23 protein-coding genes and 1 pseudogene are annotated in these 26144 nt (G+C 60.6%); 14 read left to right on the top strand and 10 right to left on the bottom strand.

Translation table 11 applies throughout. The annotated features are described in order from the left end of the window. Positions 1–357 precede the first annotated feature (357 nt). The 5 genes from fabB to AC1DVF_RS17760 form a co-directional block, all read right to left on the bottom strand. Complete coding sequence (gene fabB / locus AC1DVF_RS17780) at positions 358–1578, bottom strand: beta-ketoacyl-ACP synthase I (protein WP_007968959.1); 1221 nt, start codon at positions 1576–1578, stop codon at positions 358–360. A gap of 11 nt (positions 1579–1589) precedes the next feature. Next, positions 1590–2105 (bottom strand): 3-hydroxyacyl-[acyl-carrier-protein] dehydratase FabA, encoded by a 516-nt coding sequence (fabA, locus tag AC1DVF_RS17775; protein WP_003227150.1) that lies wholly within the window; start codon positions 2103–2105, stop codon positions 1590–1592. A 247-nt stretch (positions 2106–2352) separates the two neighbouring features. Continuing rightward, on the bottom strand, positions 2353–4257 hold the full coding sequence (locus AC1DVF_RS17770; RefSeq protein ID WP_093442229.1) for an ATP-binding protein: 1905 nt from the start codon (positions 4255–4257) through the stop codon (positions 2353–2355). Continuing rightward, complete coding sequence (locus tag AC1DVF_RS17765; protein WP_477782891.1) at positions 4254–5186, bottom strand: ABC transporter substrate-binding protein; 933 nt, start codon at positions 5184–5186, stop codon at positions 4254–4256. Before AC1DVF_RS17765 ends, AC1DVF_RS17770 begins: the two co-directional genes overlap by 4 nt. Position 5187: 1 nt before the next feature. Beyond that, entirely contained in the window at positions 5188–7311 is a 2124-nt protein-coding gene (locus tag AC1DVF_RS17760) for a TonB-dependent receptor plug domain-containing protein (RefSeq protein WP_477782890.1), read from the bottom strand. A 196-nt stretch (positions 7312–7507) separates the two neighbouring features. On the opposite strand from AC1DVF_RS17760, the gene AC1DVF_RS17755 reads away from it, so the two are divergent. From AC1DVF_RS17755 to AC1DVF_RS17715, 9 genes are all read left to right on the top strand, one after another. Continuing rightward, on the top strand, positions 7508–8533 hold the full coding sequence (locus AC1DVF_RS17755) for an NAD(P)H-dependent glycerol-3-phosphate dehydrogenase (RefSeq protein ID WP_090285290.1): 1026 nt from the start codon (positions 7508–7510) through the stop codon (positions 8531–8533). 18 nt (positions 8534–8551) lie between these two features. Beyond that, on the top strand, positions 8552–8899 hold the full coding sequence (locus AC1DVF_RS17750) for a DUF4389 domain-containing protein (RefSeq protein ID WP_477782889.1): 348 nt from the start codon (positions 8552–8554) through the stop codon (positions 8897–8899). Next, positions 8896–9348 carry a phosphohistidine phosphatase SixA gene (gene sixA / locus AC1DVF_RS17745; RefSeq protein ID WP_186624785.1) on the top strand — a complete coding sequence of 151 codons (453 nt, stop codon included), beginning with the start codon at positions 8896–8898 and terminating at the stop codon, positions 9346–9348. Before AC1DVF_RS17750 ends, sixA begins: the two co-directional genes overlap by 4 nt. A gap of 203 nt (positions 9349–9551) precedes the next feature. Continuing rightward, a complete protein-coding gene (locus AC1DVF_RS17740) occupies positions 9552–11207 on the top strand; it encodes an AMP-binding protein (RefSeq protein ID WP_477782888.1) in 1656 nt (551 codons plus the stop codon). 31 nt (positions 11208–11238) lie between these two features. After that, complete coding sequence (locus AC1DVF_RS17735) at positions 11239–11682, top strand: hotdog fold thioesterase (RefSeq protein WP_186624783.1); 444 nt, start codon at positions 11239–11241, stop codon at positions 11680–11682. Positions 11683–11980: 298 nt separating this feature from the next. Then, positions 11981–12787, top strand: coding sequence for an alpha/beta fold hydrolase (locus AC1DVF_RS17730; protein WP_186624782.1), 807 nt, complete (start codon positions 11981–11983; stop codon positions 12785–12787). Then, positions 12784–13638, top strand: a complete 855-nt coding sequence (locus AC1DVF_RS17725) for an alpha/beta hydrolase (RefSeq protein ID WP_460091926.1) — start codon at positions 12784–12786, stop codon at positions 13636–13638. The genes AC1DVF_RS17730 and AC1DVF_RS17725 overlap by 4 nt, the downstream gene beginning before the upstream one ends. A 115-nt stretch (positions 13639–13753) precedes the next feature. Beyond that, positions 13754–14560, top strand: coding sequence for a DUF4892 domain-containing protein (locus AC1DVF_RS17720; protein ID WP_477782887.1), 807 nt, complete (start codon positions 13754–13756; stop codon positions 14558–14560). Between the two features lie 69 nt (positions 14561–14629). Beyond that, positions 14630–15682 (top strand): AI-2E family transporter, encoded by a 1053-nt coding sequence (locus AC1DVF_RS17715; protein ID WP_116256259.1) that lies wholly within the window; start codon positions 14630–14632, stop codon positions 15680–15682. A 561-nt stretch (positions 15683–16243) separates the two neighbouring features. Here the strand turns inward: AC1DVF_RS17715 and xopAW are convergent. The 3 genes from xopAW to AC1DVF_RS17700 all read right to left on the bottom strand — a co-directional run bounded on the left by xopAW (position 16244) and on the right by AC1DVF_RS17700 (position 19130). Beyond that, positions 16244–17098, bottom strand: a complete 855-nt coding sequence (gene xopAW, locus AC1DVF_RS17710) for a XopAW family type III secretion system calcium-binding effector (protein WP_477782886.1) — start codon at positions 17096–17098, stop codon at positions 16244–16246. Between the two features lie 233 nt (positions 17099–17331). After that, the gene (locus AC1DVF_RS17705; RefSeq protein WP_320336517.1) at positions 17332–18381 is read right to left on the bottom strand and encodes a sensor histidine kinase; all 1050 of its coding nucleotides are present in this window, start codon (positions 18379–18381) and stop codon (positions 17332–17334) included. Next, the gene (locus AC1DVF_RS17700) at positions 18381–19130 is read right to left on the bottom strand and encodes a response regulator (RefSeq protein ID WP_016983639.1); all 750 of its coding nucleotides are present in this window, start codon (positions 19128–19130) and stop codon (positions 18381–18383) included. Before AC1DVF_RS17700 ends, AC1DVF_RS17705 begins: the two co-directional genes overlap by 1 nt. Positions 19131–19426: 296 nt before the next feature. Here AC1DVF_RS17700 and pyrF point away from each other — a divergent pair, with 296 nt between their 5' ends. Beyond that, positions 19427–20089 carry an orotidine-5'-phosphate decarboxylase gene (pyrF, locus tag AC1DVF_RS17695; protein WP_477782885.1) on the top strand — a complete coding sequence of 221 codons (663 nt, stop codon included), beginning with the start codon at positions 19427–19429 and terminating at the stop codon, positions 20087–20089. Between the two features lie 50 nt (positions 20090–20139). Here the strand turns inward: pyrF and AC1DVF_RS17690 are convergent, their stop codons facing one another. Both AC1DVF_RS17690 and AC1DVF_RS17685 read right to left on the bottom strand, forming a co-directional pair. Next, complete coding sequence (locus AC1DVF_RS17690) at positions 20140–21144, bottom strand: NADP-dependent oxidoreductase (protein WP_477782884.1); 1005 nt, start codon at positions 21142–21144, stop codon at positions 20140–20142. Then, complete coding sequence (locus tag AC1DVF_RS17685) at positions 21141–21296, bottom strand: hypothetical protein (protein ID WP_175559627.1); 156 nt, start codon at positions 21294–21296, stop codon at positions 21141–21143. Before AC1DVF_RS17685 ends, AC1DVF_RS17690 begins: the two co-directional genes overlap by 4 nt. 85 nt (positions 21297–21381) lie before the next feature. Here AC1DVF_RS17685 and AC1DVF_RS17680 point away from each other — a divergent pair, with 85 nt between their 5' ends. The 4 genes and pseudogenes from AC1DVF_RS17680 to AC1DVF_RS17665 all read left to right on the top strand — a co-directional run bounded on the left by AC1DVF_RS17680 (position 21382) and on the right by AC1DVF_RS17665 (position 25811). Beyond that, positions 21382–22143, top strand: a complete 762-nt coding sequence (locus AC1DVF_RS17680; protein WP_016983635.1) for an SDR family oxidoreductase — start codon at positions 21382–21384, stop codon at positions 22141–22143. A 190-nt stretch (positions 22144–22333) separates the two neighbouring features. Further along, entirely contained in the window at positions 22334–23734 is a 1401-nt protein-coding gene (locus tag AC1DVF_RS17675; RefSeq protein WP_477782883.1) for an aminotransferase-like domain-containing protein, read from the top strand. Next, a pseudogene (locus AC1DVF_RS17670) lies at positions 23628–24950 on the top strand (HAMP domain-containing protein); the annotation flags it as partial. The gene AC1DVF_RS17675 and the pseudogene AC1DVF_RS17670, both read left to right, overlap by 107 nt. Continuing rightward, positions 24930–25811, top strand: a complete 882-nt coding sequence (locus tag AC1DVF_RS17665) for a methyl-accepting chemotaxis protein (RefSeq protein ID WP_371748316.1) — start codon at positions 24930–24932, stop codon at positions 25809–25811. The pseudogene AC1DVF_RS17670 and the gene AC1DVF_RS17665, both read left to right, overlap by 21 nt. The last annotated feature ends 333 nt before the right edge of the window (positions 25812–26144 follow it).

Here is a 26144-nt window from a genome sequence, read left to right as displayed (position 1 = left end):
AGGCGTGTGCAGGACTCTTTTATATGATTTGTTAGCTTGCTAAGTAAACGCTTGATTTGCGCAAGGTGTTATTGCGTTTTTTGCAACAGTGCTGCAGCCCGCGTAATCCGCGACATTCGGTCGCAGGGCGGTAGGTTTCATGACAGAAGTTTCATTTTCAGAAGCGCCGAAACCCATTGTGGGAGCGAGCCTGCTCGCAAATTCAGTGGGGCAGACGACGATAGGATGACTGGAATATCGCATTCGCGAGCAGGCTCGCTCCCACAGGGTTTTGCGGTGTACCTGCTATTTTCTTCGGGCAAAAAAAACGCCCCGAACCAGTCGGGGCGTTTTCATGTGTGGCTCAAGCGGGGGGAATTACTTGCCTTCCCAGCGCTTCAGTACCAGCGTGGCGTTGGTGCCGCCGAAGCCGAAGCTGTTGCTCATCACAGTGTTGATGGTGGCGTTTTCGCGGGTCTTGGTCAGCACCGGCAGGTCGGCCACTTCAGGGTCCAGCTCGTCGATGTTGGCGGAACCGGCAATGAAGTTGCCTTCCATCATCAGCATGCAGTAGATCGCTTCGTGAACGCCGGCGGCGCCCAGGGAGTGACCGGACAGGCTCTTGGTCGAGCTGATCGCTGGTGCCTTGTCGCCGAACACTTCACGTACACCTTTCATTTCCGCGACGTCGCCGACCGGAGTCGAGGTGCCGTGGGTGTTCAGGTAGTCGATCGGCGTATCAACGGTGGACATCGCCATCTGCATGCAGCGGATCGCGCCTTCGCCACTTGGGGCAACCATGTCGTAGCCGTCGGACGTTGCGCCGTAGCCAACGATTTCGGCGTAGATCTTCGCGCCACGGGCCAGAGCGTGTTCCAGTTCTTCAACCACGACCATACCGCCACCGCCGGCAATGACGAAACCGTCACGGTCAGCGTCGTAGGCACGGGAAGCTTGTTCCGGGGTGTCGTTACGCTTGCTGGACAGAGCGCCCATTGCGTCGAACAGGAACGACTGGCTCCAGTGCTCTTCTTCACCGCCACCGGCGAAAACGATGTCCTGCTTGCCCATCTGGATCTGTTCCATGGCAGTACCGATGCAGTGAGCACTGGTGGCGCAGGCAGATGCGATGGAGTAGTTCAGGCCTTTGATCTTGAATGGCGTGGCCAGGCAAGCGGAAACGGTGCTGCTCATGGTCCGCGTTACACGGTACGGGCCAACGCGCTTGACGCCTTTCTCGCGCAGGATGTCCAGGGCTTCCATCTGGTTCAGCGTGGAAGCACCACCGGAACCAGCGATCAGGCCGGTACGCGGGTTGGACACTTGCTCTTCGGTCAGGCCGGAGTCAGTGATGGCGTCTTTCATGGCCAGGTAGGCGTACGCGGCTGCGTGGCCGACGAAGCGATAGATCTTGCGATCGATCAGTTCTTCAAGGTTGAGGTCGATGGAGCCGGAAACCTGGCTACGCAGACCCATTTCAGCATATTCCGGGTTGAACCGGATGCCAGGGCGGCTTGCACGCAGGTTAGCGGAGACGGTCTCTTTGTCATTGCCCAGGCACGAAACGATGCCCAGACCAGTGATAACGACGCGGCGCATGCGAATAACCCTTAGAAGTTGTCAGTGGAGGTGAACACGCCGACGCGAAGGCCTTCGGCGGTGTAGATTTCGCGACCGTCGACAGTCACCGAACCATCGGCGATGGCCAGGTTCAGCTTGCCCTTGAGGACGCGTTTGATATGAATGTTGTAGGTGACTTTCTTGGCGGTCGGCAGCACCTGACCGAAGAACTTCACTTCGCCTGAACCCAGCGCACGGCCACGGCCCGGCAGGCCTTGCCAGCCCAGGAAGAAACCGACCAGTTGCCACATGGCATCCAGACCCAGGCAGCCCGGCATCACCGGATCGCCTTCGAAGTGGCACGCGAAGAACCACAGGTCAGGGTTGATATCCAGCTCGGCGACCAATTCACCTTTGCCGTACTTGCCGCCTTCTTCGCTGATCAGGGTGATGCGATCGACCATCAGCATGTTCGGGGCGGGCAGTTGCGCGTTACCTGGGCCGAACAGCTCACCGCGACTGCAGCGCAGCAGATCTTCCCGAGTAAAGGCGTTTTGTTTGGTCATGCGAGCTCCTCAATAATCCCATGCGGCAGGTGGGGCAAATCTTCCCGACCGTTCGAAGCGTTCATGCCTCGAACCGGCAGCCTACTCATAGACTATTGCGTTGTGGTGAAAGTCACAGCACCAAGGACATGAATGTACACTTGTGCACTGAAATTTTTATTCAAGCCTCTTTTGAGGCTCGTTCGGGTGCCTAAGACTGCCGCACTTTCGCTTTTCACGCCAGTCGCAGATGGTCGAAAGGCCCACACTACGACACCCAGCGCTGCAGAATCTGCTGCAGATCATTACGTTTGAACGGCTTCGCCAGATAATCGTTCATCCCCGCCGACAGGCAGGTTTCCCGGTCGCCCTGCAAGGCGTTGGCGGTCAGCGCGATGATCGGCACTTCGCTGCGTCCGGGTAGGCAACGGATCTGTCGGGTGGCCTCATAGCCATCGATGATCGGCAAACGGCAATCCATCAGAATCACTTCGAAGTCGCTGCCCTCGGCGCTGCGCACGGCTTGTGCGCCATCGGTAGCAACACTGACAGTAAAGCCCAGACTGCGCAGCATCGCTTCAATAACGGTCTGGTTCACTGGATTGTCTTCGACCAGCAAGACATTGCGCCCTTCACCATGCTCTTTGCCGTTCAGTGCACGCGGCGCAGCCAGGGGCGGCAGCGCCTGCTTATAGAGTGCCAGGGGAATTTCCAGAGTGAATACCGAACCGCGACCTTCCTCGCTCTGCGCGCGCAAGGTGCCGCCCATGCGTTCGGCCAGCGTGCGGGCGATCGGCAGACCGAGACCGGTGCCGCCATAGCGCCGTGAAATCGAACTGTCGGCCTGCTGGAAGGCATTGAACATCAACTCCAGACTTTCAGAAGAGATACCGATGCCGCTGTCACGCACCGAACAGGTGAACCACAGTAATTCGTGATCCAGCGACTGCCACTGCGCCTCGATGCTGACCCGGCCCTGTTCGGTGAACTTCAGTGCATTGCCGACGAGGTTGACCAGAATCTGCCGGATCCGCGTCGGATCGCCCTGCACCTGCAAACCGCGCATGTCGTCCGGGATGCGCAAGTTCAGCGCCAGACCCCGCTGCACCGCGCTGTGCTGGAACGACTGGGCGCAGGCGCCGATCAGTTCGGCGAGGTTGAACGGGATGTGCTCCAGTTCCAGTTCCGAGCGTTCGATGCGCGAGAAGTCGAGAATATCGTTGATGACTTTCAGCAGGTGTTCGGTGGACTCCGAGGCAAGGGCGGCGTATTCGACCTGCTCCTCGGTCATCTCAGTGGTTTCCAGCAGTTGCAGCATGCCCAGCACGCCGTTCATGGGCGTGCGCAGTTCGTGGCTCATCATCGCCAGAAAGTCCGACTTGGCGTTGTTGGCCTTTTCCGCCTCTTCGCGGGTCTGAATCAGTTGCGCCATGGCCTGGTGCTGCTCACGGCTGGCCTGTTCCAGAGCCTGGGCGAGGTTATTGATGTGCTGCGACAGCGCGCCCAGTTCGGTGTCATCGACAATCGGCAGCGGGGTTTTGTAATCGCCGTCCTGAATCGCCTTGACCGCATCGCCGATGTCGCGGATCGGCTGCGACAGGCTGCCGGCCAGGCGTCGTGCCAATACGAAGGTGAAGAGCAGGGCGAACAGCGCGAGAATCCCGGCCTTGAACAGAATCTCCTGCTGGCGCTGGCTGAAGGCATCGTTGGACAAGCCAACGATTACTCGGCCCAGATAGTCCTCGCTGGCCCCGCCGTTGCTGACCTTGCCGTCCTGAAAGAAATCATTGTGCAGGGCGATGCGTTGCAGGCGCACCGGTGCCTGAAACACTTCAACCTGATGCGGGCGACTGTGCGCGGCGGCGGGCTGTTCGACGTACACCAGAATCCGGTTGGCGCTGTCCTGTATTTCGAGAAAGCGCACGTTGGGCGTGGCCAGTGTCGCTTTGAGCAGGCTTTCCAGCACTTCGTTATTGCCGGAAATCACCCCGTATTCAGTGGCGGGTGCCAGTTGGTTGGCGATCAGTTGGCCGGTGTGGTTCAGCTCCTGGCGCAGATCCTGAATGCGCACAAAGGTAAAGAAGCTGATCAGCAACAGGGTCAACAACAGCGCCGGGCCCAGACTGATCAACTGGGTGCGGGTGTTGATGTCCCAACGGCGACGAAAACTCATGGACGGCGTTCTCCTTCAGCCAGCGCTTGGGCGACAGACGCTTCATTTAGCGGCTCGATCCCTAGGGAACGAGCGACCTGCGCATTACTTGAGACTTTAAAACGTGTGGGGTAGAGCGTTCGCGGCCAACTGGCCGGCGATTGGTCGAGCAAATGATCGAGCACGGCCAGCCAGTCGTTCTGATCGCTGTAGGTACTCGCCAGGCTGCCGGCGCGGACGAACGCCACGTTAGGACCGACCAGCGCGACTTGCCGTGAATAGCTGCTGAGCAGCAGGTTTTTCGCGGTTTTCGGGTTGTACAGGTCGGGGTCGTCGAGGCCGAGTAACACGTCGCTGTTCTTCAGCACGGTTTGCAGCGGGCGGCTGTCGTGGATGTTGTCCCAGCGCTGGCTGACGATTTGCAGGTTCAGTGGTTTAGCGGCGAGATTGAGTTCGTTGAGGAGGAATTCGCTGTGTTGATCGAAGAGCACGCCGATGCGCTGGGCCTGGGGCAGAATGCGTCGGATCAACTGCAACTGGCGGCTCAGCGGTGGATCACTCCACAGCAAACTCAGGTGCGCCGGTTGCGCGCTGCCGAGGCGCTGGCGCGCTTGCAGACGACTGATGCGCAGCACCAGCGTTGCCGGGCCTTGGGGGTCTTGCAGGCGCCAGTCGAGGCTCGGCAGGTCGAGCAGAATCAGGCGCAGACTGGCAGGCAGTTTTCCCGGTGCCGGCAGACTGGCCAACGGCTGGAAACGCACGTTGTCAGTCGGACGCAATTCGCTGAGTGCCTGGACGAATGCTTGCACGCCGGGACTTTCCTCGGCACCGGTCAACAGAATATCGGCGGCCTGCACCGCCACGCCATGCAGCCATGCGGTCAGAAACAGGCAAACCCCGGCCAGCCAGTGACCAAGGGTTGGCAGCGTCCGTGACGGCCGGTAGCGCATCCTAGAACTCCAGCTCAGCGCTGAAATACATCACCCGACGCTCGTCGTAATTATTGTCGACGAAGGTGGTCGGCGCATGGTCGAGGCGCTGTTGCAGCACGCCGGCCAGTTGCAGCTGGGCTTTGCCCAGCAGGATGCGTTTGGCGATGCGTGTGTCGACCCGCTCGAAACGGTAGCCATTGAGCGCGTTGTCGCCGTAATAGAAGAGGGCGCTGTTCCAGCCATGGCCCCAATCGCGCAGCCAACCGGCCGAACCGCTATTGCGTGAGGTGAATTGTTGATCCAGCGGATTGCTCGCTTCGGCATCGACGAAGGCGTAKGTGAACCGCAAGCGGTCGGCCAGGCTCACGCGCCAGTCGAGCTGGGTTTCGGTGCCACGAAACCGCGAGCTGTTGGCGTTGCTGGCGATGTATTGGTTGTTACGCAGCGGCTCACTGATCATTCCGGTGATCTCGTCGTAGAACAGCTTCACATCCAGGGCCAGGCCCAGCTCGGCGAAGTAGCCGTTGTAGCCCAGCTCCCGCGAGCGCATGTGCTCCTGATCGAGATCGCCCGGGCCGCGCGTCTTGACGAAGTACCGCGCCGACGACTGGCCGTAAGCCGAAGGCCGCAGGTTGCTGACCTGATAGCTCCAGTTGACGTTGTTCTCGAACATGTCCGGCGAGCGGATCGCTTCCGAGTAAACCGCGCGCAGGCCGTGGCGCGGGTTGATCAGGTAATTGACGGCGAAGCGCGGCGTCAGCGAACTGCCGATCAGTTGCGTGTTTTCGAACATCGCACCGCCCTGCAACAACCAGTGTTCAGTGGCACGCCATTCCAGTTGGCCGAACGCGCGCCACGTGGTGTCGTCCAGCGTGCCATTGAAGTAGGTTTCGGAGTCGGCGCGGTCGTAACGATAGTTCATGCCGCTGACCAGACGCAGGCTGTCGGACAGGCTGAGGGTGTCCTGCACTTCGAGGTCGTAACGCGATTCCCGTGCGCTCTGGTCGATGTCGCCGCACAGGGTGCGACTGGCGCCGTTACGCCATTGCTCGAGCACCTGATTGGCCAGGGCCATTTCCTGCGGGGTGCCGGGCGCAGCGCCGGGGCCGGTGAAGCGGGTGATGTTGCGCGCCAGGCGTTCGGTGTAATTCGGGTTGAGTTGCCACAGTTGCGTCAGTTCGGGGCTGAACGACACCTCGGCATCGCAGGCGCGCCAGGTTTGCTGACGATCCCAGTGTTGCGCCGAGCCTTGTATATAAAGGCTGTGCTCCGGGTTGAGATCGAGGTTCCAGCGCACCGAGCCGGCGTAATCTTTGGCGACTACGTCGGAATTGTTCCCGGCGGCGGTAATCCCGGAGAACACCGGACGATAGGTGTACGGCCGTTGGTTGCTGCCGTCCTTGGCGTTGACCTGCCAGTCGAGGCTCTGGTTATCGCTGAGGGTGTGGCTGACCGCGAGACTGAAACGGTTCAAGCGCCGGCTGTCACGGTAATCGGCGCCGCTGCGATCGCTGTCGAAGCCGTCGTCTTCTTGCCCGGACAACGACAGACGCAAGTCGCCGCCATTCCAGCCGGTGCCCTGGCTGGCGTAGAAATCGTTGATGCCGCGCTGACCACGGGTGTACTTCAGCCGCGTACCGTGGCTGTCCGCCGGGTTTCGCGTGATGATATTGACCACCGCCATCAGCGCGTTGGCGCCGTAGCTGACAGTGTTGGGGCCGCGAAAAACTTCGATGCGCTCGATGTCTTCCATGGCCACCGGAATATCGCTCCAGTCCACCGTGGACAAACCGGCGCGGTACACCGAGCGACCGTCGATCAGCACCTGCATGCGCCGCGCTTCGCTGGCGTTGGTGCCGTGGTAATTGACCGCCGCCTGATTGCCGCTGATGTTGCCGACCATCATCCCCGGTACCAGTCGCAGCAGTTCGCTGATATCGCGGGCACCGCTGGCGTGGATCAGTTCGTTGTCAATTACGGTCATGCTTCCCGGCACTTCCGCCGGTGTCTGCTTCAGGCGCGTGGCGGTCAGCACTTGGGGCAGTGCTTCGTTGTCCATGAACAGGTCGTCCGCCATTAATACCGGGCTGAACAGCAGCGCCAGTAAGACGGACGAACGCGGGGACGCAGAGCCAAAAGACACGACACAACCTTGATAGCGAAGAATTGGCGCGCATGTTAACCGAGGGCAGCGACATTTCCAGTCACGTTGCAGGCATTTTCCTAGGTTTTATTGGTCTTCTTCCTACAAGTGTCGGTAATTGTTGCTGGGGCTGGCCGCGCGTTGGCCGCCCCGTATAATGCCGGCATCGCCACTGGTATGGATTAACGGATTGCATATGACTGAACAGCGCCCGATTGCGGTCCTGGGAGGCGGAAGTTTTGGTACCGCCGTGGCCAATCTTTTGGCCGAGAACGGCCATCAAGTCCGGCAGTGGATGCGTGACCCCGAGCAGGCCGAGGCCATCCGGGTCAATCGCGAAAACCCGCGTTACCTCAAAGGCATCAAGATTCTGCCGGGGGTGACTGCCGTCACCGACCTGCAGGAAACCCTCGACGCCTGCGATCTGTGCTTTGTCGCGCTGCCGTCCAGCGCGTTGCGCACGGTGCTTGCCGCTCACGCCGAGCGGTTGAGCGGCAAGATGCTGGTCAGCCTGACCAAAGGCATCGAAGCGCAGACCTTCAAACTGATGAGCCAGATTCTCGAAGAAATCGCCCCGCAGGCGCGCATCGGCGTGTTGTCCGGGCCGAACCTGGCGCGCGAGATTGCCGAGCACGCACTGACCGCCACCGTGGTCGCCAGCGAAGACGAAGAACTGTGTAAAGCCGTGCAAGCCGCGCTGCACGGTCGTACCTTCCGCGTTTACGCCAGTGCTGACCGTTTCGGTGTCGAACTGGGCGGGGCGTTGAAAAACGTTTACGCGATCATCGCCGGCATGGCGGTGGCGCTGGAGATGGGCGAGAACACCAAGAGCATGCTGATCACCCGGGCACTGGCGGAAATGACCCGTTTTGCCGTGAATCAGGGCGCTAATCCCATGACCTTCCTCGGTCTGGCCGGTGTCGGCGATCTGATCGTGACCTGTTCGTCGCCGAAGAGTCGCAACTATCAAGTCGGTTTTGCGCTGGGTCAGGGCTTGAGTCTCGACGAAGCGGTGTCGCGACTTGGTGAAGTCGCTGAAGGGGTCAACACCTTGAAGGTGCTCAAGGCCAAGTCTCAGGAAGTCGGCGTGTACATGCCACTGGTCGCCGGGCTGCATGCGATCCTCTTTGAAGGACGCACGCTGGAACAGGTGATCGGTCTACTGATGCGGGCCGAGCCGAAAACCGACGTCGATTTTATTTCCACCAGTGGTTTCAACTGATTCAGCACGGAGCAAGTCATGAACGATCCGAAAACCGAAGCCAAGTACGAATCCATCCTTCTGCGTGTGTTGTGGATGATCGTCTACGTGCTGGTCTGGCAAGTGGCGCAGTTCATCCTCGGCGCGGTGGTGCTGGTGCAACTGATCTATCGTTTGATCTATGGCGCCCCGAGCGCCAGCCTGATGAATTTCGGCGACAGCCTGAGCCAGTTTCTGGCGCAGATCGGCCGTTTCGGCAGTTTCCACAGCGACCAGAAACCGTGGCCGTTCGCCGACTGGCCAACCCCGCGTACTCCGGAAGGTKAAGCGCCGCACGCCGTCGCACCGGCACCGCATCCGGTTCGAGATGAGGAACCCAAGCTATGAAACTCTGGGTATTACGTCACGGTGAAGCCGTGCCTTTCGGCTCGTGCCCCGACTCCGAACGGGAGCTGACCGATCACGGCCGTAAAGAAGTCTGGAACAGCGCGGCCCATTTGATCGGCCAGCCGCTGACGGCGATCTACGCCAGCCCTTATCTGCGCGCGCAACAGACTGCGCAGATTGTCCGTGAGGCGCTGGGTTTCGAGCCGGAAATTCGCACGGTCGAGTGGCTGACGCCGGAGACCGACCCGGACAAGGTCACCGATCAACTGGTGTCGGTGAGCAACGTCCTGCTGGTCAGTCACAACCCGCTGGTGGGCAATCTGCTCAGCTATCTGCAGCATGGCGCCGGGTATCCGCCGGAGAAGGTCAGTACTGCCGGGTTGGCTGAGCTTGAAAGCGCAGAGCTGCTGATCGGCTCGATGAACCTCAACAGCCTCAAACATCCATAACGCTGGTTCCTTGTGGGAGCGAGCCTGCTCGCGAAAGCGGCGTGTCATTCACCCTTTATGTGTTTGACACACTGCATTCGCGAGCAGGCTCGCTCCCACATTGTTTTCTGCCAACCCATGAAATTATTTGTGTGAATTTTCCAACCAAGCACTTGCTTGGTTGACTACGCTTGCTCCAGACCCAAAAAACAGGAGCGAGTCGCATGTCTGCCGCCTTCCGTTTGCCGCTGGACGTGTTCTACGAACGTGAAGCCCGGCACCCGCGCCAGCGCTTCCTCGTGCAGCCCATTGGCGGCGGCCAGGTCGAGACGCTGAGCTGGGCTGACGTCGGCCATCAGGCCCGCTGCGCCGCGCACTGGTTGCGCGCCCGTGAGTTGCCGCAAGGCAGTCACATCGCCCTGATCTCGAAAAACTGCGCGCACTGGATCATCGCCGACCTGGCGATCTGGATGGCCGGGCACGTCTCGGTTCCGCTGTATCCCAACCTCACCGCCGACTCTGTCGCGCAAGTGCTCAATCACTCGGAAAGCGTCCTGGCCTTCATCGGCAAGCTCGACGACTGGCCGGGCATGTGCAAAGGCGTGCCGGCGGATCTGCCGACCATTAGTCTGCCACTGCACCCGCCCGGGGATTTCGAATTCAGTTGGGCGGACTTGCAGCGCAGTTCGCCGATTCAGGATGATCCACGTCCGGCGGCCGAGCAATTGGCGACGATCATTTACACCTCCGGCACCACCGGCCTGCCCAAAGGCGTGATGCACAGTTTTGCCAATCTCGTTTTCGCCACGACGCGCGGCACGCAACTGTTCGGGCTTAACGAGAACGATCGATTGCTCTCGTACTTGCCGCTGTGCCACGTCGCCGAGCGCATGTTCGTAGAACTGGCGTCGATCTACACCGGGCAGACGGTTTTCTTCGCCGAGAGCCTTGAGACCTTCATCACTGACCTGCAGCGAGCACGGCCGACCGCGATGTTCGGTGTGCCGCGCATCTGGACCAAATTCCAGATGGGCGTGTACAGCAAGATCCCGGCGAAACGTCTGGATTTTCTTCTCGGTCTGCCATTCATTGGCAAGCGCGTTGGTCACAAGGTACTGGCAGGCCTGGGGCTGGATGCTTTGCGCGTGGCGTTATCCGGTGCCGCGCCGGTGCCGCAGACCTTGCTCGCCTGGTATCAGAAACTTGGCCTGGATGTGCTGGAGGTCTACGGCATGACCGAGAGTTGCGGCTACTCGCACATCTGCCTGCCGGGGCAATACAAGCAGGGTTGGATCGGCAAGCCGTGCCCGGATGTCGAAGTACGCATCGATGAGTCGGGCGAGGTGCAGGTGCGCAGTCAGGCGAACATGCTCGGCTATTTCAAGGAACCGCAGAAGACCGCCGAAACGTTGACCGAGGACGGCTTTCTGCGCACCGGTGACAAGGGCGAACAGGATGCTGAAGGGCGCCTGCGCCTGACTGGCCGACTCAAGGAGATCTTCAAGACCAGCAAGGGCAAATATGTTGCCCCGGCACCGATCGAAAATCGCTTGGCCGTGCATTCGCGGATTGAACAGGTGTGTGTGGTGGGGGACGGCCTAAGTGCGCCACTCGGCTTGTGCGTCTTGTCGACGGTCAATCAGGAGGAGGGCCGGGCGAGCCTGCATTCGAGCCTGGAAAAACTCCTGGAGGAGGTCAACGCCGTACTCGACAAGCATGAACGCCTGCGCCGGTTGGTGGTGGTCAAGGACAGTTGGGCGGTGGAAAACGGCTTCCTCACGCCAACCCTGAAGATCAAGCGCAACGTCATCGAAGACACCTATGGCGCGCGTTTCGAAGAATGGAGCGAGCGCAGCGAGGCGGTGCTGTGGCAGGATTGAGCGACCACTAAAACAACAAAGGAAGTCTGCGATGAGCTTGTGGCGTACCACTCCCGACATCGAGCAGTTGAACGCGATCCAGAAAAACACCATCGGCGAAGTGCTGGACATCCGCTTCGAAGCGTTCGACGAAGAATCGCTGACCGCGAGCATGGTCATCGACCATCGCACCCATCAGCCCTACGGTTTGTTGCACGGCGGCGCCTCGGTGGTACTGGCGGAAACCGTCGGTTCGATGGCCAGCTATCTGTGCATCGATGCCAGCAAGTTTTACTGCGTGGGACTTGAGATCAACGCCAACCATCTGCGCGGCTTGCGCAGTGGGCGGGTGACGGCGGTGGCCAAGCCGATTCACATTGGTCGCACCACGCATGTGTGGGACATTCGCTTGACCAGTGATGAAGGCAAGGCCAGTTGTGTGTCGCGGTTGACCATGGCGGTGGTGCCGTTGGGTGAGCAGCCGCCGGTGCGTTGAGTGGGGTTCTTCAGTGATCAGCCCCTCACCCCAGCCCTCTCCCAGAGGGAGAGGGGGCCGACCTCGTTGTTTTCACGTGCTTCATCGACCTGAGATACCGAGTCGAATACAGATTCGGAAAAGCATGGAGATCGGCTCCCTTTCCCCCTCGCCCCCCTGGGGGTGAGGGGGTAGCGATCCGACTGACTCACCATAGCCCTGACCGGACTGTCATCATTCCTGGCAGTTACGGTCATTGCTGTAAGGCGCGGTCTTACGGACAATCAACGCCACGTTTCCCGCTCATGGATTTGCCCGTATGTCGCAACCAATCTTTTTCGCCCACGCCAACGGGTTTCCCTCGGGCACCTATGGCAAATTGTTCGCGGCGCTGGCGCCCGAGTACCGGGTTGCGCATCTGGAGCAGCATGCCCATGACCCGCGTTTTCCGGCGGATGACAACTGGTACAACCTCGTCGACGAGTTGATCCACCATTTGCAGCAGCAGGATCAGCCGGTGTGGGGCGTCGGCCATTCGTTCGGCGGCGTACTGCACTTGCACGCGGCGCTGCGTTGCCCTGAGCTGTATCGCGGCGTGGTGATGCTCGATTCGCCGGTGCTGACCCGCACTGATCAGTGGGTAATCCGCGCGGCCAAGCGCTTTGGCTTCATCGACAGACTGACCCCGGCCGGACGGACGCTGGGGCGCCGTGAAGAGTTCGCCGACCTCGACAGTGCGCGCAGCTATTTTGCTGGCAAGACGCTGTTTCGCGGCTTCGATCCGGAATGTTTCGACGCCTACCTGCAGCACGGTTTGCACAAGGTTGGCGACAAACTGCGCCTGCGTTTCGACCCGGCCACCGAGATCAGTATCTATCGCGGTGTGCCGCACACCAGCCCTGGCCGTACCGGTCAATTGCAAGTGCCGCTGGCGGTGGTGCGCGGGCACAAGAGCCGTGTGGTCATGCGCCATCACACCCGTTTCGTTTCGCGTCTGGCCCAGGGCGAGGCGCTGAGCATGCCCGGCGGCCACATGTTCCCGCTTGAGCGGCCACAGGACACCGCACGGCTATTGAAGAATCTGTTTACCCGTTGGGAGCACCGTCAGAACAAGGATTGCGCATGAGTCCGACCTTCGAAGAAGTGCGCCTGAGCCTGCCGCATATCGAACTGGCCGCGCATTTATTCGGGCCCGAGGACGGGCTGCCGGTGATTGCACTGCATGGTTGGCTCGACAATGCCAACAGCTTTGCCCGATTGGCGCCCAAACTCAAAGGCTTGCGCATCATTGCGTTGGACATGGCCGGGCACGGGCACTCCGGGCATCGGCCGAACGGCGCCGGCTATGCGCTGTGGGATTACGCCCATGACGTGCTGCAAGTCGCCGAACAACTGGGCTGGAAGCGTTTCGGCCTGCTCGGGCATTCGATGGGCGCCATCGTTTCCATGGTGCTGGCGGGTTCGCTGCCGGAACGCATCAGCCATCTGGCGCTGATCGACGGCGTCATTCCTCCTACAGACAAAGGCGAAAACGCCGCCGAGCGCATGGGCATGGCCCTGCAAGCGCAACTGGATCTGCGCGAGAAGCGCAAACCGGTTTACAGCACCCTCGACCGTGCCATCGAAGCGCGCATGAAAGGTCTGGTGGCGGTCAGCCGTGAGGCGGCTGAATTGTTGGCCCAGCGCGGTCTGATGCCGGTGCCCGGCGGTTACACCTGGCGCACCGACAATCGCCTGACCCTGCCTTCGCCGCTGCGTCTGACCCAGGAACAGGCAATGGCTTTCGCGCTGCGGGTCAGTTGTCCGGCGCAGCTGGTGGTCGCGGCTGACGGCATGCTCGCCAAACATCCGGAGCTGCTGGAGCGTCTACCCTTTAGCCGGGAACAGTTGGCGGGCGGGCACCATTTGCACCTGAACGACGAGGCGGGTGCCGGCCTTGTAGCAGACTGTTTCAATCGGTTCTTCGCCATTCCTTGACTTGCTGCGGGCAACTGTCGAGGCTGGGCGGGTTGAAATGGGAGACAACTACGATGGATTTCTATACCGCTGCGACCTCGAATTACCCAGTCATGCCGATCCGATGAGCCTGACTATGCGGTCACTCAGTCTGTTGGCACTGTGCTGTTTCAGTACCGTTTCGTTCGCCGCCGATGTGCCGGGCAGTCAGGATCTGCAGATCGTGCCGCGTCTGGCCGATGCACAGATCGTCGACTACCGCCCGCCTGTGGAGCTTGAGCGGATCTATCCGCTGGGCTCGATCCGCAAGATCAGCGGGCAGCTGCGTTTCGACGGTCAGGTCACCGCCCGTGGCCAGACCACTTCGGTGACCTACGAGTTGCCCCCCGAACACTCCGCCACCGAAGCCTTTACTGCCGCTCGTGAAGCCCTGCAAAAGCAGGACGCCGAATTGCTGTTCTGGTGTCAGGCGCGTGATTGCGGTGAAAGCAGCCTGTGGGCCAACGAGGTGTTCGGCAACGCCAAGTTGTACGGTGCTGACGAACAACAGGCGTATCTGTTGTTGAGACTGGCCGTACCGCGTGACAACACGCTGGTGGCGCTTTACAGCATCACGCGCGGCAATCGCAAAGCCTATCTGCATGTCGAACAGTTCGAGGCGGCTGCACCGTTGGGTGAGCTGCTGCCGACCTCGGCCACCCTGTTGCGTCAGTTGAAAAGCACCGGTGAACTGGATTTTCCTGATCGCGTGAATGATCCGGACGATACATGGCTACGCCTGATTTCCCGTGGCCTTAATCTCGATACGACGTTGCGCGTGACGGTGTCCGGGCCGAAAGCCGAGGCATGGCGACAGGCCCTGATCAATCAGGGCGTGCGGGCGGCACGCATGGAGACCGGCAGTGTTGAAGGCTCTGGCCTGCGCATCGATCTGTTGCGTTAAGCTGTTTCGGGCGAGCACGAACTGCGTGTTCGCCTACTCTTTGCCTGACTGACTTTTTCGAGATCTTACATGCTCAATAACGATCGCCTGCTGGTGCAGATCCTGCTGCTGGTGTTGTTTGGTGCCAGCCTGTGGGTGATGGCGCCGTTCTGGTCGGCCCTGTTCTGGGGCGCGGTGCTGGCATTCGCCAGTTGGCCGCTGATGCGTCTGTTGACCCGCTGGCTCAATGGCCGTGAGTCGCTGGCTGCGGGGATTCTGACGCTGGGCTGGATGCTGCTGGTGGCCGCGCCGCTGGTCTGGCTGGGGTTCAACGTGGGGGATCATGTGCGTGATGCCACGGCGTTCATCAAGGATGTGCAGGTCGACGGTCTGCCGGAAGCGCCGGTGTGGCTGGGGACTTTGCCGTTTGTGGGCGAGCGCCTGGTCGGGCTGTGGAACAGCATCGATCAGCAGGGCGCCGCGCTGATGGTGTCGATCAAACCTTATCTGGGGCAGGTCGGTAACTGGCTGCTGGCGCGCAGTGCGCAGATTGGTGGCGGGATTCTCGAGCTGACGTTGAGCATTGTCTTTGTGTTCTTTTTCTATCGTGACGGGCCGCGACTGGCGGCGTTTGTGCACAGTCTGCTGGAGCGCTTGATCGGGGATCGTGCCGGGTATTACATCGAGTTGGTGGCGGGTACGGTGCAGCGGGTGGTCAACGGGGTGATCGGCACGGCGGCGGCGCAGGCGGTTCTGGCGTTGATCGGGTTTTTGATTGCCGGGGTGCCGGGGGCGCTGGTGCTCGGGATTGTCACCTTCCTGTTGAGTCTGATTCCGATGGGGCCGCCGTTGGTGTGGGTGCCGGCGACGGCTTGGCTGGCGTGGAAGGGTGAGTACGGGATGGCGGTGTTTCTCGGGATCTGGGGGACGTTTGTCATCAGTGGGGTGGATAACGTGCTCAAGCCGTATTTGATCAGCCGCGGGGGGAATTTGCCGTTGGTGATTGTGTTGCTTGGGGTGTTTGGCGGGTTGATTGCGTTTGGGTTTATCGGGTTGTTTATCGGGCCTACGTTGTTGGCGGTGGCTTATAGTTTGTTGACGGATTGGAGCAAGAGTCAGGGGCGGGTTGAGGATCGGCGGTAGCTGTTTTGGGTTTGGGTGTATATCCATTGCTGCGGTAACGGCTGCTTAGGGTTCCGCCCTTACGGCGGGTCACCTTTTCCAAACGCCGAAAAGGTAACCCAAAAGGCTTGCTCCTACGTGCGGCCCGCTCGCTGGGGCTCGGGGGTTCCTTCGCTGCGGGATCGATCCGGGCGCAGCGCCTACGGTTTGCTTCGCTGCACCTCCTCTCGCTGTGTTTGGCTGCGCCAAACGGTCGCTGCGCTCCCACGCCCGGATCAATCCCTCCACTCAGCCTTCCGACGTCGCCCGTGGATCAAGATCAAAAGCAGGCGAGCTGACACTCGRCCTATTGAGTGGTGAAGAGCGCGGGTGTTCGGCTTTTGATTTGCGTTGTTGCTGCCCCTCACCCCAGCCCTCTCCCGAGGGAGAGGGGGCTGAAATGTGTGCTTTTCAAAGCCTCAGTTCGACGCGGTATCGCACGTCGGCGTACCTCTCCCAAACACCTCGATCAGTCCCCTCTCCCTCTGGGAGAGGGTTAGGGTGAGGGGCTTTTGATTGTCCGCGGCAAATAGTGTCTTCGACTCAAGTCGCCACATTCAAATACTTGCCCACCGACGCCGTTTTCTCCAGCGAGTACTGTTTGCTCAAATTGGCAATCATGCGGTTCAGGGCTTCGGTGGTGCTCTGGGTAGAAGCGGTCTGTTCTTCATCCGGCCGTTCTCGCCCTGCCTGTAAAGCCGCTTTCAGCTCGTCGCTGCTTACACCGCCGCTGCTGTCGCTATCGAGCACCTTGAGCAGCGCGGCACTGGTGTCAGTGCTGGTGGTTGAAGTCGCGCTGTCGCTGGCTTGCAGTGCGCTGCCGAGTTCTGTCGCGGTCACGCTGCCGTCGCCATCCGCATCAAGTTGGCTGAACAGTTCGTCGCTGTTGATGTGTGGCGGCGGTGGAGGTGGCGGGGTCAAGCTGGCGGTGAGTTCGTCCTGGCTGACGGTGCCGTCCTTGTTCTTGTCGAGGGCGGAGAAGATTTCGTTGCTGTCGGCAGTGCTGCCGGCGCTGGTCAGGCCGCTGCTCAGTTCGTCGCTGCTGATGGCGCCGTCACCGTCGCTGTCGAGGGCGCTGATCAGGGCGTCGGCGAGGTCGGTGTCCGGTGCTTGATCGTGTGGCGGTGGCGGGGGCGCCATGGCGGTCAATTCTTCGGCGCTGAGGCTGCCGCTGGCATCGCTGTCCAGATCACCGAATTGTTTACTCAGTTTGACCAGCAGACCGTCGTCGTTCTTCTGCGACAGGGCGCTTTTCAGTTCGTCCTGATCCACTGCGCCGTCGCCGTTGCTGTCGAGTTTGGCGAACAGTTCTTTTTGCAGTTGCTGGCTGCGGGCGTTTTGCGTGGAGGTACTGCTGGTGCTGGTATAGCTCGTGTAGTTGCTGACGCTACCGATCATCGGACTCACTCCCTGGAATGGAAAACCGGTGGGTGTACCGGCTTATGCAGCGTCGGGGCGCAAGTTGTCGGGGGTATGTGGGATTTGTACCGGTGGGTACACACGATGGAATGAACACCAAATACCTTGTAGGAGTGAGCCTGCTCGCGATAGCGGTTTATCAGTGACATTTACTGTGACTGACACTCCGCTATCGCGAGCAGGCTCACTCCTACAGGTGGATTGTGTGTTTCTCAGGTGCGCGGCAGGCGAATGATGGCGGTGAGGCCGCCGCCGGGGGTTTCTTCGAGGTTGAGCTGGCCACCCAGACGCTGGGCCGCTTCGCGGGCAATCGTCATACCCAGCCCGACGCCGCCAGAGTTGCGATTGCGCGAGCCTTCCAGCCGATAAAATGGTTCAAACACCGCTTCACGCTTGTCCTCGGTGATCCCCGGGCCGTGATCGATTACGCGGATCAGCAGTTGCTCGCGCTGATCCTGCAATTCGATGCGTGCCTGGCCGGCATAACGCAGGGCATTGTCCATGAGGTTGTTGAGGCACGAACGCAGCGCCATCGGCTGTACCGGCAACGGTGCGCAATGGCCGCTGACCTGTACGTCGGCGCCTTGATCCTGCGCGTTTTCGCACAGTGATTCGACCAGCGCCTGCACATCCATCAATTGCAAGGCTTCGCTGGTGCGCTGTTCGTGCAGGTAGGTGAGGGTGGCGTCGAGCATGCCGATCATGTCGTCGAGGTCCTGGCGCATCTGGCCTTGCAGCTTTTCATCGCTGATGTTTTCCAGGCGCAGTTTCAGGCGTGACAACGGTGTGCGCAGATCATGGGAAACCGCGCCCAGCATCCGTGCGCGCTGCTGCACCTGTTCGCGAATGCGTTGCTGCATCAGGTTGAAGGTGTAGGCGGCTTGTCGCGATTCCCGCGGGCCGGACTCGTCGAGCGGCGGACTGTCGAGGTCTTCGCTGAGGCGTTCGGCGGCGTCGCTCAGGCGCTGGATCGGGCGACTGAGCAGTTTGGCGCCGTACCAGGCCGCGATCATCAGCGTGATGAATTGAAAGGTCAGCGGCACCACCGGGCCACCGAACCACGGACGCGGTGGCCGTGGCGGGTAGCGCGGATCATGTGCCATCGGTTGCCCTTCGGCGCCTTGAGAGAACTCCGGTGGCGGCGGGGGCGGCGGGGGCCCGTAGTGGTGGAACCAGGCGAACGCCAGCAGGTGCGCCAGGACAATCGCCACGAACAGCACGCCAAACAGGCGCCCGAACAGCGTGTCGAAGCGCGCCCGCATCAGCCGATGTCCCGCGCGTCGAACAGGTAACCCTCACCGCGCACGGTTTTGATCAACTGCGGGGCTTTCGGGTCGTCGCCGAGTTTCTGCCGCAGACGCGAGACCAGCAAATCGATGCTGCGGTCGAAGGCTTCGATCGAGCGGCCACGGGCAGCATCGAGCAGTTGCTCGCGGCTGAGTACCCGACGCGGACGTTCGATAAACACCCACAGCAGGCGGAATTCGGCGTTGGACAGCGGCACCACCAGACCATCGTCGGCGATCAACTGGCGCAGGACGCTGTTCAGACGCCAGTTGTCGAAACGAATGTTCGCGCGCTGTTCGGTTCGATCGTCGCGCACCCGGCGCAGAATGGTTTGAATGCGCGCGACCAGTTCGCGTGGCTCGAACGGTTTGGCCATATAGTCATCGGCGCCCAGTTCCAGGCCGATGATGCGGTCGGTCGGTTCGCAACGTGCGGTGAGCATCAGGATCGGGATGTCCGATTCGGCGCGCAGCCAGCGGCACAGCGACAAGCCGTCTTCGCCGGGCAGCATCAGATCCAACACGACAACGTCGAAATGTTCGGCGAGCAGCGCCTGACGCATCGCCGCGCCGTCGGTGACGCCGCTGGCGTGGATATTGAAGCGCGCGAGGTAGTCAATCATCAGCTCGCGGATCGGCACGTCATCATCGACGATCAGCGCGCGAATGCTCCAGCGCTTGTCGTCTTTAGGCTCATCCGTCGCGGTCATTTGGGTGTTGTGCATGAGGCTGTTCATCTGCCAGTAGGCCGCCAACCACAAAAGATGGGCTGCGAGGTTGTGGTTTCAGCATAGGCGTCCGGCCGTGAGGCGGGAAGTGCTGATGTAAGGACGTATTGCGGCTGGCGAGGCTAGCGCGGATGCTTGTTGCTGGCATGTCGGTTGTGTATCGGAGTCGACACAATAGCAGCGAGCGCTATGCTGATCACGGCCGAGGCGACGATTTACCGATCATCGGGTGCCGCGCTGCCGCCGGTTCCGCTACAATGCGCGCCGATTTCGACCTGCCTGAGAGCCCATTCATGTCCGCCTGCCAGACTCCTATCATCGTCGCCCTGGATTTCCCTACCCGTGACGCCGCACTGAAGCTGGCCGACCAGTTGGACCCGAAGCTGTGCCGGGTCAAAGTGGGCAAGGAACTGTTCACCAGTTGCGCCGCCGAAATTGTCGGCACCCTGCGTGACAAGGGTTTTGAAGTATTCCTCGACCTGAAATTCCACGACATTCCCAACACCACCGCGATGGCCGTGAAAGCCGCTGCCGAGATGGGCGTGTGGATGGTCAACGTGCATTGCTCCGGTGGTATGCGCATGATGGCCGCTTGCCGTGAAGAGCTGGATAAACGCAGCGGCCCGCAGCCGTTGCTGATCGGCGTGACCGTGCTGACCAGCATGGAGCGCGAAGACCTGGCCGGTATCGGTCTGGATATCGAGCCACAAGAGCAAGTGCTGCGTCTGGCCGCGCTGGCCGAAAAGGCTGGCATGGACGGTCTGGTGTGCTCGGCGCTGGAAGCCTCGGCACTGAAAACTGCGCACCCTTCGCTGCAACTGGTGACCCCGGGAATTCGTCCGGCGGGCAGCGCGCAGGACGATCAGCGCCGCATTCTGACTCCGCGTCAGGCGCTGGATGCCGGTTCCGATTATCTGGTGATTGGCCGTCCGATAAACAACGGTAATGTTGACTGACACACCGCTATCGCGAGCAGGCTCACTCCTACATTTGTTTTGTGGTGGTTTTAGATTTTCAACACCAACTTGCCGAAGTTCTCACCGCTGAACAATTTCATCAGCGTTTCCGGGAAGGTCTCCAGCCCTTCGACGATATCTTCCTTGCTCTTGAGCTGCCCCTTGGCCATCCAGCCGGCCATTTCCTGCGCGGCGCTGGCGTATTGCGCTGCGTAATCCATCACCACAAAACCTTCCATCCGCGCACGGTTGACCAGCAACGACAGGTAGTTGGCTGGCCCCTTGACCGCTTCCTTGTTGTTGTACTGGCTGATCGCGCCGCAGATAACCACCCGCGCCTTCATGTTCAAACGGCTCAACACCGCATCGAGGATGTCGCCGCCAACGTTATCGAAATACACATCGACGCCTTTCGGGCATTCGCGTTTAAGCCCGGCCACGACATCTTCGGACTTGTAGTCGATGGCACCGTCAAAACCCAACTCATCAATAAGGAATTTGCACTTGTCGGCGCCGCCGGCAATGCCAACCACGCGGCAGCCTTTGAGCTTGGCAATCTGCCCGGCGATGCTGCCCACTGCGCCCGCTGCACCGGACAACACCACGGTGTCGCCGGCCTTCGGTGCGCCGACATCCAGCAGGGCGAAGTAGGCGGTCATGCCGGTCATGCCCAGCGCTGACAGGTACACCGGCAGCGGTGCCAGTTTCGGATCGACTTTGTAGAAACCTCTTGGCTCGCCGAGGAAATAATCCTGCACGCCAATGGCGCCGTTGACGTAGTCCCCGACCGCAAAGCCAGGGTTGTTCGAAGCAATGACTTTGCCTACGCCCAGCGCGCGCATGACTTCACCGATACCGACCGGCGGGATGTAGGACTTGCCTTCGTTCATCCAGCCACGCATCGCCGGGTCGAGAGACAGGTACTCGTTCTTGACCAGAATCTGGCCCGCCGCCGGTTCGCCGACCGGTACTTCCTGATAGGTGAAGGTCTCGCGGTTGGCCGCTCCCACCGGGCGTTTGGAGAGCAGGAACTGGCGATTGGTCTGGTTGGTCATGGCAGGCACTCGAACGGAATGAAGCCTTGTTGATAGACCTTCGCCGGCATTGGCGCAAGGTTGGCTGATGCGGCGAATGCACGCCGATCCAGTGCAGTGATGATCACCTGGCCGGTTTTATCACTGCGACGCATGGGCACATAAACAGCCATTGGATAGTGCTGACGCTCGGCAGACCTCAATGGCTATGCTGCCATTCCATACATCCCCTGCATCTATCCCTTCGAGGACATAACAATGAGCATGACGTTTTCCGGTCAGGTTGCTGTAGTCACTGGCGCGGCCAACGGCATCGGCCGTGCGACCGCGCAGGCGTTCGCCGCCGAAGGCCTGAAAGTGGTGGTCGCCGATCTGGACGCGGCAGGGGGCGAGGGCACGGTGGCGCTGATTCGTACAGCCGGCGGCGAAGCGACCTTCGTGCGCTGCAACGTAACCGTCGAAAGCGAAGTGAAAAATCTGATGGACGAGGTCATCAATACCTACGGCCGTCTCGACTACGCCTTCAACAATGCCGGCATCGAAATTGAAAAAGGCAAACTGGCCGACGGCTCGATGGATGAATTCGATGCGATCATGGGCGTCAACGTCAAAGGCGTCTGGCTGTGCATGAAGTATCAACTGCCGCTGTTGCTGGCGCAGGGCGGCGGGGCGATCGTCAACACCGCCTCGGTAGCGGGACTGGGCGCGGCGCCGAAGATGAGCATCTACGCGGCGTCGAAGCACGCGGTGATCGGTCTGACCAAATCGGCAGCCATCGAATACGCGAAGAAGAAAATCCGCGTCAACGCTGTGTGTCCGGCGGTGATCGATACCGACATGTTCCGCCGTGCTTACGAGGCCGACCCGAAGAAGGGTGAGTTCGCCAACGCCATGCACCCGGTCGGGCGCATCGGCAAAGTCGAGGAAATCGCCAGTGCCGTGTTGTACCTGTGCAGCGACGGTGCGGCATTCACCACCGGCCACTCGCTGGCAGTGGATGGCGGCGTCACCGCTTTCTGAATCACGTCCAAGAACAACAGCCCGCATTCGTTGCGGGCTTTTTTGTGGGCAGCGGTCAGTTCCGTGAAGCTTCTTAAACAATGTGTATCAAACGGTTAGAACGGTCGCTTTTGGCGGCGTTGTCGCACAGCCTGTCCGGCGCGGCTGTGATTTACTGCCGCCAGCAAAACGGACAGGAGTTTGCTTGCTCATGGAATTGAGAATTGATCGACAGGCAATGGTGCCGGTCGTGCAGCAGATTGTTGACGGACTGACCGAGTGGATCCTGCAAAGTGGCGTACCGCCGGCCACCCGTTTGCCGTCCGTGCGGCAAATCGCCCGGGGCAATCTGCTCAGCCAGTCGTGTGTGGTCGAGGCGTGTGAGCGGCTGGTATCGCAGGGTGTTCTGAGTTCATGCCAGGGCACCGGGTTCATTGTCGCCGCCTCGCCCTCGGCAACAGGCGTAGAAGATGAGCTGGCGCTATTCGAGGGCCGGTTCGCCTGGTGCGATGCCGTGTGCGAGGCCGCGGGTGGCTTGAAACTTGGCGCGGGCGGACTGCCGCATAGCTGGCGTGAACCTGACGACCTCAGTTATGCCCTGCGCGAGGTGGCTCGCACCGACATGGCCAGCCTGTTCAACTACGGCACGCCCTTGGGGCTTCCAGCGTTGCGCGAGCAAATCGCCAAGCGCCTGAAACTGTTCGGTATCGAGGCCCGCAGTACGCAGTTGCTGAGTACCTGCGGCGCCAGCCATGCGCTTGATCTGATCGTGCGAACCTTGTTCAAGGCCGGAGACTGCGTGGTGGTCGAGACGCCCGGTTACGCGCCGTTGTTCGATCTCCTGCGGATGCACGGCGTGCGCATGCTCGAGGTGCGTCGTACCCCGAACGGGCCGGATATCGAAGCGCTGGAAGCGTTGCTGCAACAGTTTCGCCCCGGCGCGTTATTCATCAACAGCCATCATCACAACCCCACCGGCAGTTGCCTGTCGCCGAGCGTAGCGCAACGCATCCTGCAACTGAGCAAGACCTACGATTTGCGCGTGATCGAAGACGATGTCTACGCAGACTTGCACACCGGCAACGGCACGCGCCTGGCGGCTCTGGATGATGAGGGGCGAGTCATTTACGTGGGCAGTTTTTCCAAGACGCTGAGCAGCTCGTTGCGGGTCGGTTTCGTTTTTGCCGACAGCGACATGGTCAGACGGCTGGCGCAGGTCAAGATGATCAGCGGTCTGGGGGCGTCAAGGTTTACCGAAGCGGTGCTGGCCAGCCTGATGGTCAGCGGCGCTTACCGCAAACTGGTGCAGCGCCAGCGTCAACGCCTGAATGCCGATCGCGCGGCCGCGTTGCAGGCGCTGGAGGACGCCGACTGGGAGGTTTTCGGCAAGCCTGCGGGTGGCTTGTTCATCTGGGCGCGCTCGCGCATGACCGATCAGATTCGGCTGCGTCGGCAGGCTCAACGTTGCGGCGTGTTGCTGTCAGCGCCTGATGCATTCAGTCCCAATGGCGAGTCGGGCGATTGGCTGCGCATCAACGTCGCCTACGCTTGTGATCCACGCGCCCGGCAGTTTTTTCGCTACACCGGTTCGGATCGACCTCAAGTGTTCTGAAAACGACGCAGGCGTAGCTTTTTGCCATTATTCCGACGCCAGAGACTTGTGCTGCTTCATGGCCGTTGCGACTCTTCGCTCTACTGACAATGGCAGGGGACTACGCGCAATGATTTCGGCCATGCAAGGACGTTTTGCCAACCTCGGTATGGCGAAAAAACTGGGTATCGGGTTTGTGCTGGTTTTGCTTCTGACCGCGCTGGTGGCGGCCATCGGCGTCTGGTCCCTGCAAACCATCAGTCAGCGTTTCGACGGGCTGAAACAGATGTCTTCGCTCAACAGCGGCTTGCTCAAGGTGCGCCTGCTTGAGCAGGAATATGCCTTGCGGGGCGATCCGAAGACGGCCGATGCCCTGCGTAAGGGCGTCGACGGACTGGTTGCTCTGGCTGATCAGCTCAAAGCGCAGTCGGCGGCGAATGTGCCGGTCATGAATGATGTGCAGCAGTCGCTGGGCGCTTATCGTAAGGCGTTCGACGAGTTTGTGTCGTTGACTCAGGCCAAGGACCTGGCGCTGGAAATGGCCAGTTGGTCGGTGTCCAGTGTGGCCAACAATCTTGACGTATTGCAGGCCGGACTTGCCGACGACGGTGCTTATACCTTGAAGGACACCGAGGGCAAGGACGGCGCACAGTTCATCGAGCAGGCCAGTCAGGTCAGCCAGGTTTCGCGGTTGATGCTGCAAGCGATGAACGAAGCGCGGATTCGTCTCGATCAAAGCCGCAAGGGCGATGCCGACAGTGCTGGCAAGGGCAATATCGAACAGGCCGCACAAGCGCAGACGCAGGCCGAAGAATTGAAAACCACGGTCAAGGACGAGGGCTATCTCACCGTGCTCAATGAAGTGTCCGGGCACATCGCCGGTTTCAACGACAAACTGGCCGAGTACACCGGGTTGCTCGCGCAGGAAAAAACCGTCTACGAGCAATTGCACCAGCGTGCCAACGAAGTGGTCGAGCGGGTGAATCAGGCGTATGTCGCTGAAGACGGCGCGATGCAGGCAGAACTGAAGAAAAACTCGCTGCTGATCATCGGCTCATCGGCGCTGGCGTTGCTGGTGGGATTACTCGCCGCGTGGCTGATCACCCGACTTATCGTCGCGCCATTGCGCAGTGTGATTCAGGTCGCGCAGCAGATTGCCGCCGGCGACTTGAGTGCGACCGTGGCAGTGACCCGTCGCGACGAGATCGGTCAGTTGATGCTGGCGATGCAACAGATGGGCGCGGGTCTGAGCACCATCGTCAGTGGTTTGCAGGCGGGGATCGAGCAACTGGCCAGTTCGGCGCAATCGTTGTCGGCAGTCACTGAGCAGACCAACCTTGAGGTCAGCAGCCAGAAGGAAGAAACCGAGCAGGTTGCCACGGCGATGAACCAGATGACCGCCACCGTTCACGACGTTGCACGCAACGCCGAAGAAGCGGCGCTGGCCGCGCAGACGGCGGATGACAAGGTCGAGAGTGGACAGCAGGTGGTGCGCCAGAGCATGGCGCGCATCGAGCAATTGGCTGACTCGGCGACGTCGGCCAGTTCGAGCATCGAAAGCCTTAGTGCGGAAATCCAGAATATCGGCACGGTGCTCGGGGTGATCAAGAGTGTTGCCGAACAGACCAATCTATTGGCGCTGAATGCGGCGATCGAGGCTGCGCGGGCTGGGGAGCAGGGCAGGGGCTTTGCGGTGGTGGCTGATGAGGTGCGTGCTTTGGCTCGGCGCACGCAGCAATCGACTGAGGAGATTGAACGGCTGGTCAGTGCTTTGCGCTTGGCGGCGCATTCGTCGGTGCAGCAGATTCAGAGCAGCGGCGAGTTGGTGAAGCTGGCGGTGAGTGATGCGTTGCAGACCGAGAGTGCGCTGGGGAGTATTGCGGCGGCGGTGTCGTTGATTCAGCAGATGAATCAGCAGATTGCGGCGGCGGCCGAGGAGCAGAGTTCGGTGGCGGAGGAGATCAATCGCAGTGTGACGAGTATTCGTGCGAGTGCGGATCAGTCGTCGATCGCGATGCGTGGGAATGCGGCTTCGAGTGTTGAGCTGGCGCAGTTGGGGGGGGAGTTGCGCGGGATGGTTGGGCATTTTCGGCTTTGACGCTTTGACGCTTGGCGGCCTTTGGGCCGACCAGGCTCTTGGGGTTTTGGGGGGATATCCGTTGCTGCGGGTGTTGCTCATTAGGGTTCCGCCCTTACGGCGGGTCACTTTTTACAAACGCCTAAAAAGTAACCAAAAACGCTTGCTCCTACGTGCGGCCCGCTCGCTGGGGCTCGGGGTTCCTTCGCTCCGGGATCGATCCGGGCGCAGCGCCTACGGTTTGCTTCGCTGCACCTCCTCTCGCTGTGTTTGGCTGCGCCAAACGGTCGCTGCGCTCCCACGCCCGGATCAATCCCTCCACTCAGCCTTCCGACGTCGCCCGTGGATCAAGAT

The organism is Pseudomonas sp. P4_D7, from assembly GCF_056401755.1.
This window is presented reverse-complemented; position numbering and strand designations above follow the sequence as displayed.

What these genes read in the sequence shown, in the direction of transcription:
- AC1DVF_RS17715 (WP_116256259.1), top strand. Translation starts at nt 14,630, where the DNA reads ATGCTCAATAACGATCGCCTGCTGGTGCAGATCCTGCTGCTGGTGTTG.
- AC1DVF_RS17685 (WP_175559627.1), bottom strand. Translation starts at nt 21,296, where the DNA reads ATGGCTGTTTATGTGCCCATGCGTCGCAGTGATAAAACCGGCCAGGTG.
- AC1DVF_RS17735 (WP_186624783.1), top strand. Translation starts at nt 11,239, where the DNA reads ATGAGCTTGTGGCGTACCACTCCCGACATCGAGCAGTTGAACGCGATC.
- pyrF (WP_477782885.1), top strand. Translation starts at nt 19,427, where the DNA reads ATGTCCGCCTGCCAGACTCCTATCATCGTCGCCCTGGATTTCCCTACC.
- fabB (WP_007968959.1), bottom strand. Translation starts at nt 1,578, where the DNA reads ATGCGCCGCGTCGTTATCACTGGTCTGGGCATCGTTTCGTGCCTGGGC.
- AC1DVF_RS17720 (WP_477782887.1), top strand. Translation starts at nt 13,754, where the DNA reads ATGCGGTCACTCAGTCTGTTGGCACTGTGCTGTTTCAGTACCGTTTCG.
- sixA (WP_186624785.1), top strand. Translation starts at nt 8,896, where the DNA reads ATGAAACTCTGGGTATTACGTCACGGTGAAGCCGTGCCTTTCGGCTCG.
- AC1DVF_RS17755 (WP_090285290.1), top strand. Translation starts at nt 7,508, where the DNA reads ATGACTGAACAGCGCCCGATTGCGGTCCTGGGAGGCGGAAGTTTTGGT.
- AC1DVF_RS17690 (WP_477782884.1), bottom strand. Translation starts at nt 21,144, where the DNA reads ATGACCAACCAGACCAATCGCCAGTTCCTGCTCTCCAAACGCCCGGTG.
- AC1DVF_RS17730 (WP_186624782.1), top strand. Translation starts at nt 11,981, where the DNA reads ATGTCGCAACCAATCTTTTTCGCCCACGCCAACGGGTTTCCCTCGGGC.
- AC1DVF_RS17700 (WP_016983639.1), bottom strand. Translation starts at nt 19,130, where the DNA reads ATGCACAACACCCAAATGACCGCGACGGATGAGCCTAAAGACGACAAG.
- AC1DVF_RS17765 (WP_477782891.1), bottom strand. Translation starts at nt 5,186, where the DNA reads ATGCGCTACCGGCCGTCACGGACGCTGCCAACCCTTGGTCACTGGCTG.
- AC1DVF_RS17665 (WP_371748316.1), top strand. Translation starts at nt 24,930, where the DNA reads ATGCTGGCGATGCAACAGATGGGCGCGGGTCTGAGCACCATCGTCAGT.
- AC1DVF_RS17680 (WP_016983635.1), top strand. Translation starts at nt 21,382, where the DNA reads ATGAGCATGACGTTTTCCGGTCAGGTTGCTGTAGTCACTGGCGCGGCC.
- xopAW (WP_477782886.1), bottom strand. Translation starts at nt 17,098, where the DNA reads ATGATCGGTAGCGTCAGCAACTACACGAGCTATACCAGCACCAGCAGT.
- AC1DVF_RS17770 (WP_093442229.1), bottom strand. Translation starts at nt 4,257, where the DNA reads ATGAGTTTTCGTCGCCGTTGGGACATCAACACCCGCACCCAGTTGATC.
- fabA (WP_003227150.1), bottom strand. Translation starts at nt 2,105, where the DNA reads ATGACCAAACAAAACGCCTTTACTCGGGAAGATCTGCTGCGCTGCAGT.
- AC1DVF_RS17740 (WP_477782888.1), top strand. Translation starts at nt 9,552, where the DNA reads ATGTCTGCCGCCTTCCGTTTGCCGCTGGACGTGTTCTACGAACGTGAA.
- AC1DVF_RS17725 (WP_460091926.1), top strand. Translation starts at nt 12,784, where the DNA reads ATGAGTCCGACCTTCGAAGAAGTGCGCCTGAGCCTGCCGCATATCGAA.
- AC1DVF_RS17705 (WP_320336517.1), bottom strand. Translation starts at nt 18,381, where the DNA reads ATGCGGGCGCGCTTCGACACGCTGTTCGGGCGCCTGTTTGGCGTGCTG.
- AC1DVF_RS17675 (WP_477782883.1), top strand. Translation starts at nt 22,334, where the DNA reads ATGGAATTGAGAATTGATCGACAGGCAATGGTGCCGGTCGTGCAGCAG.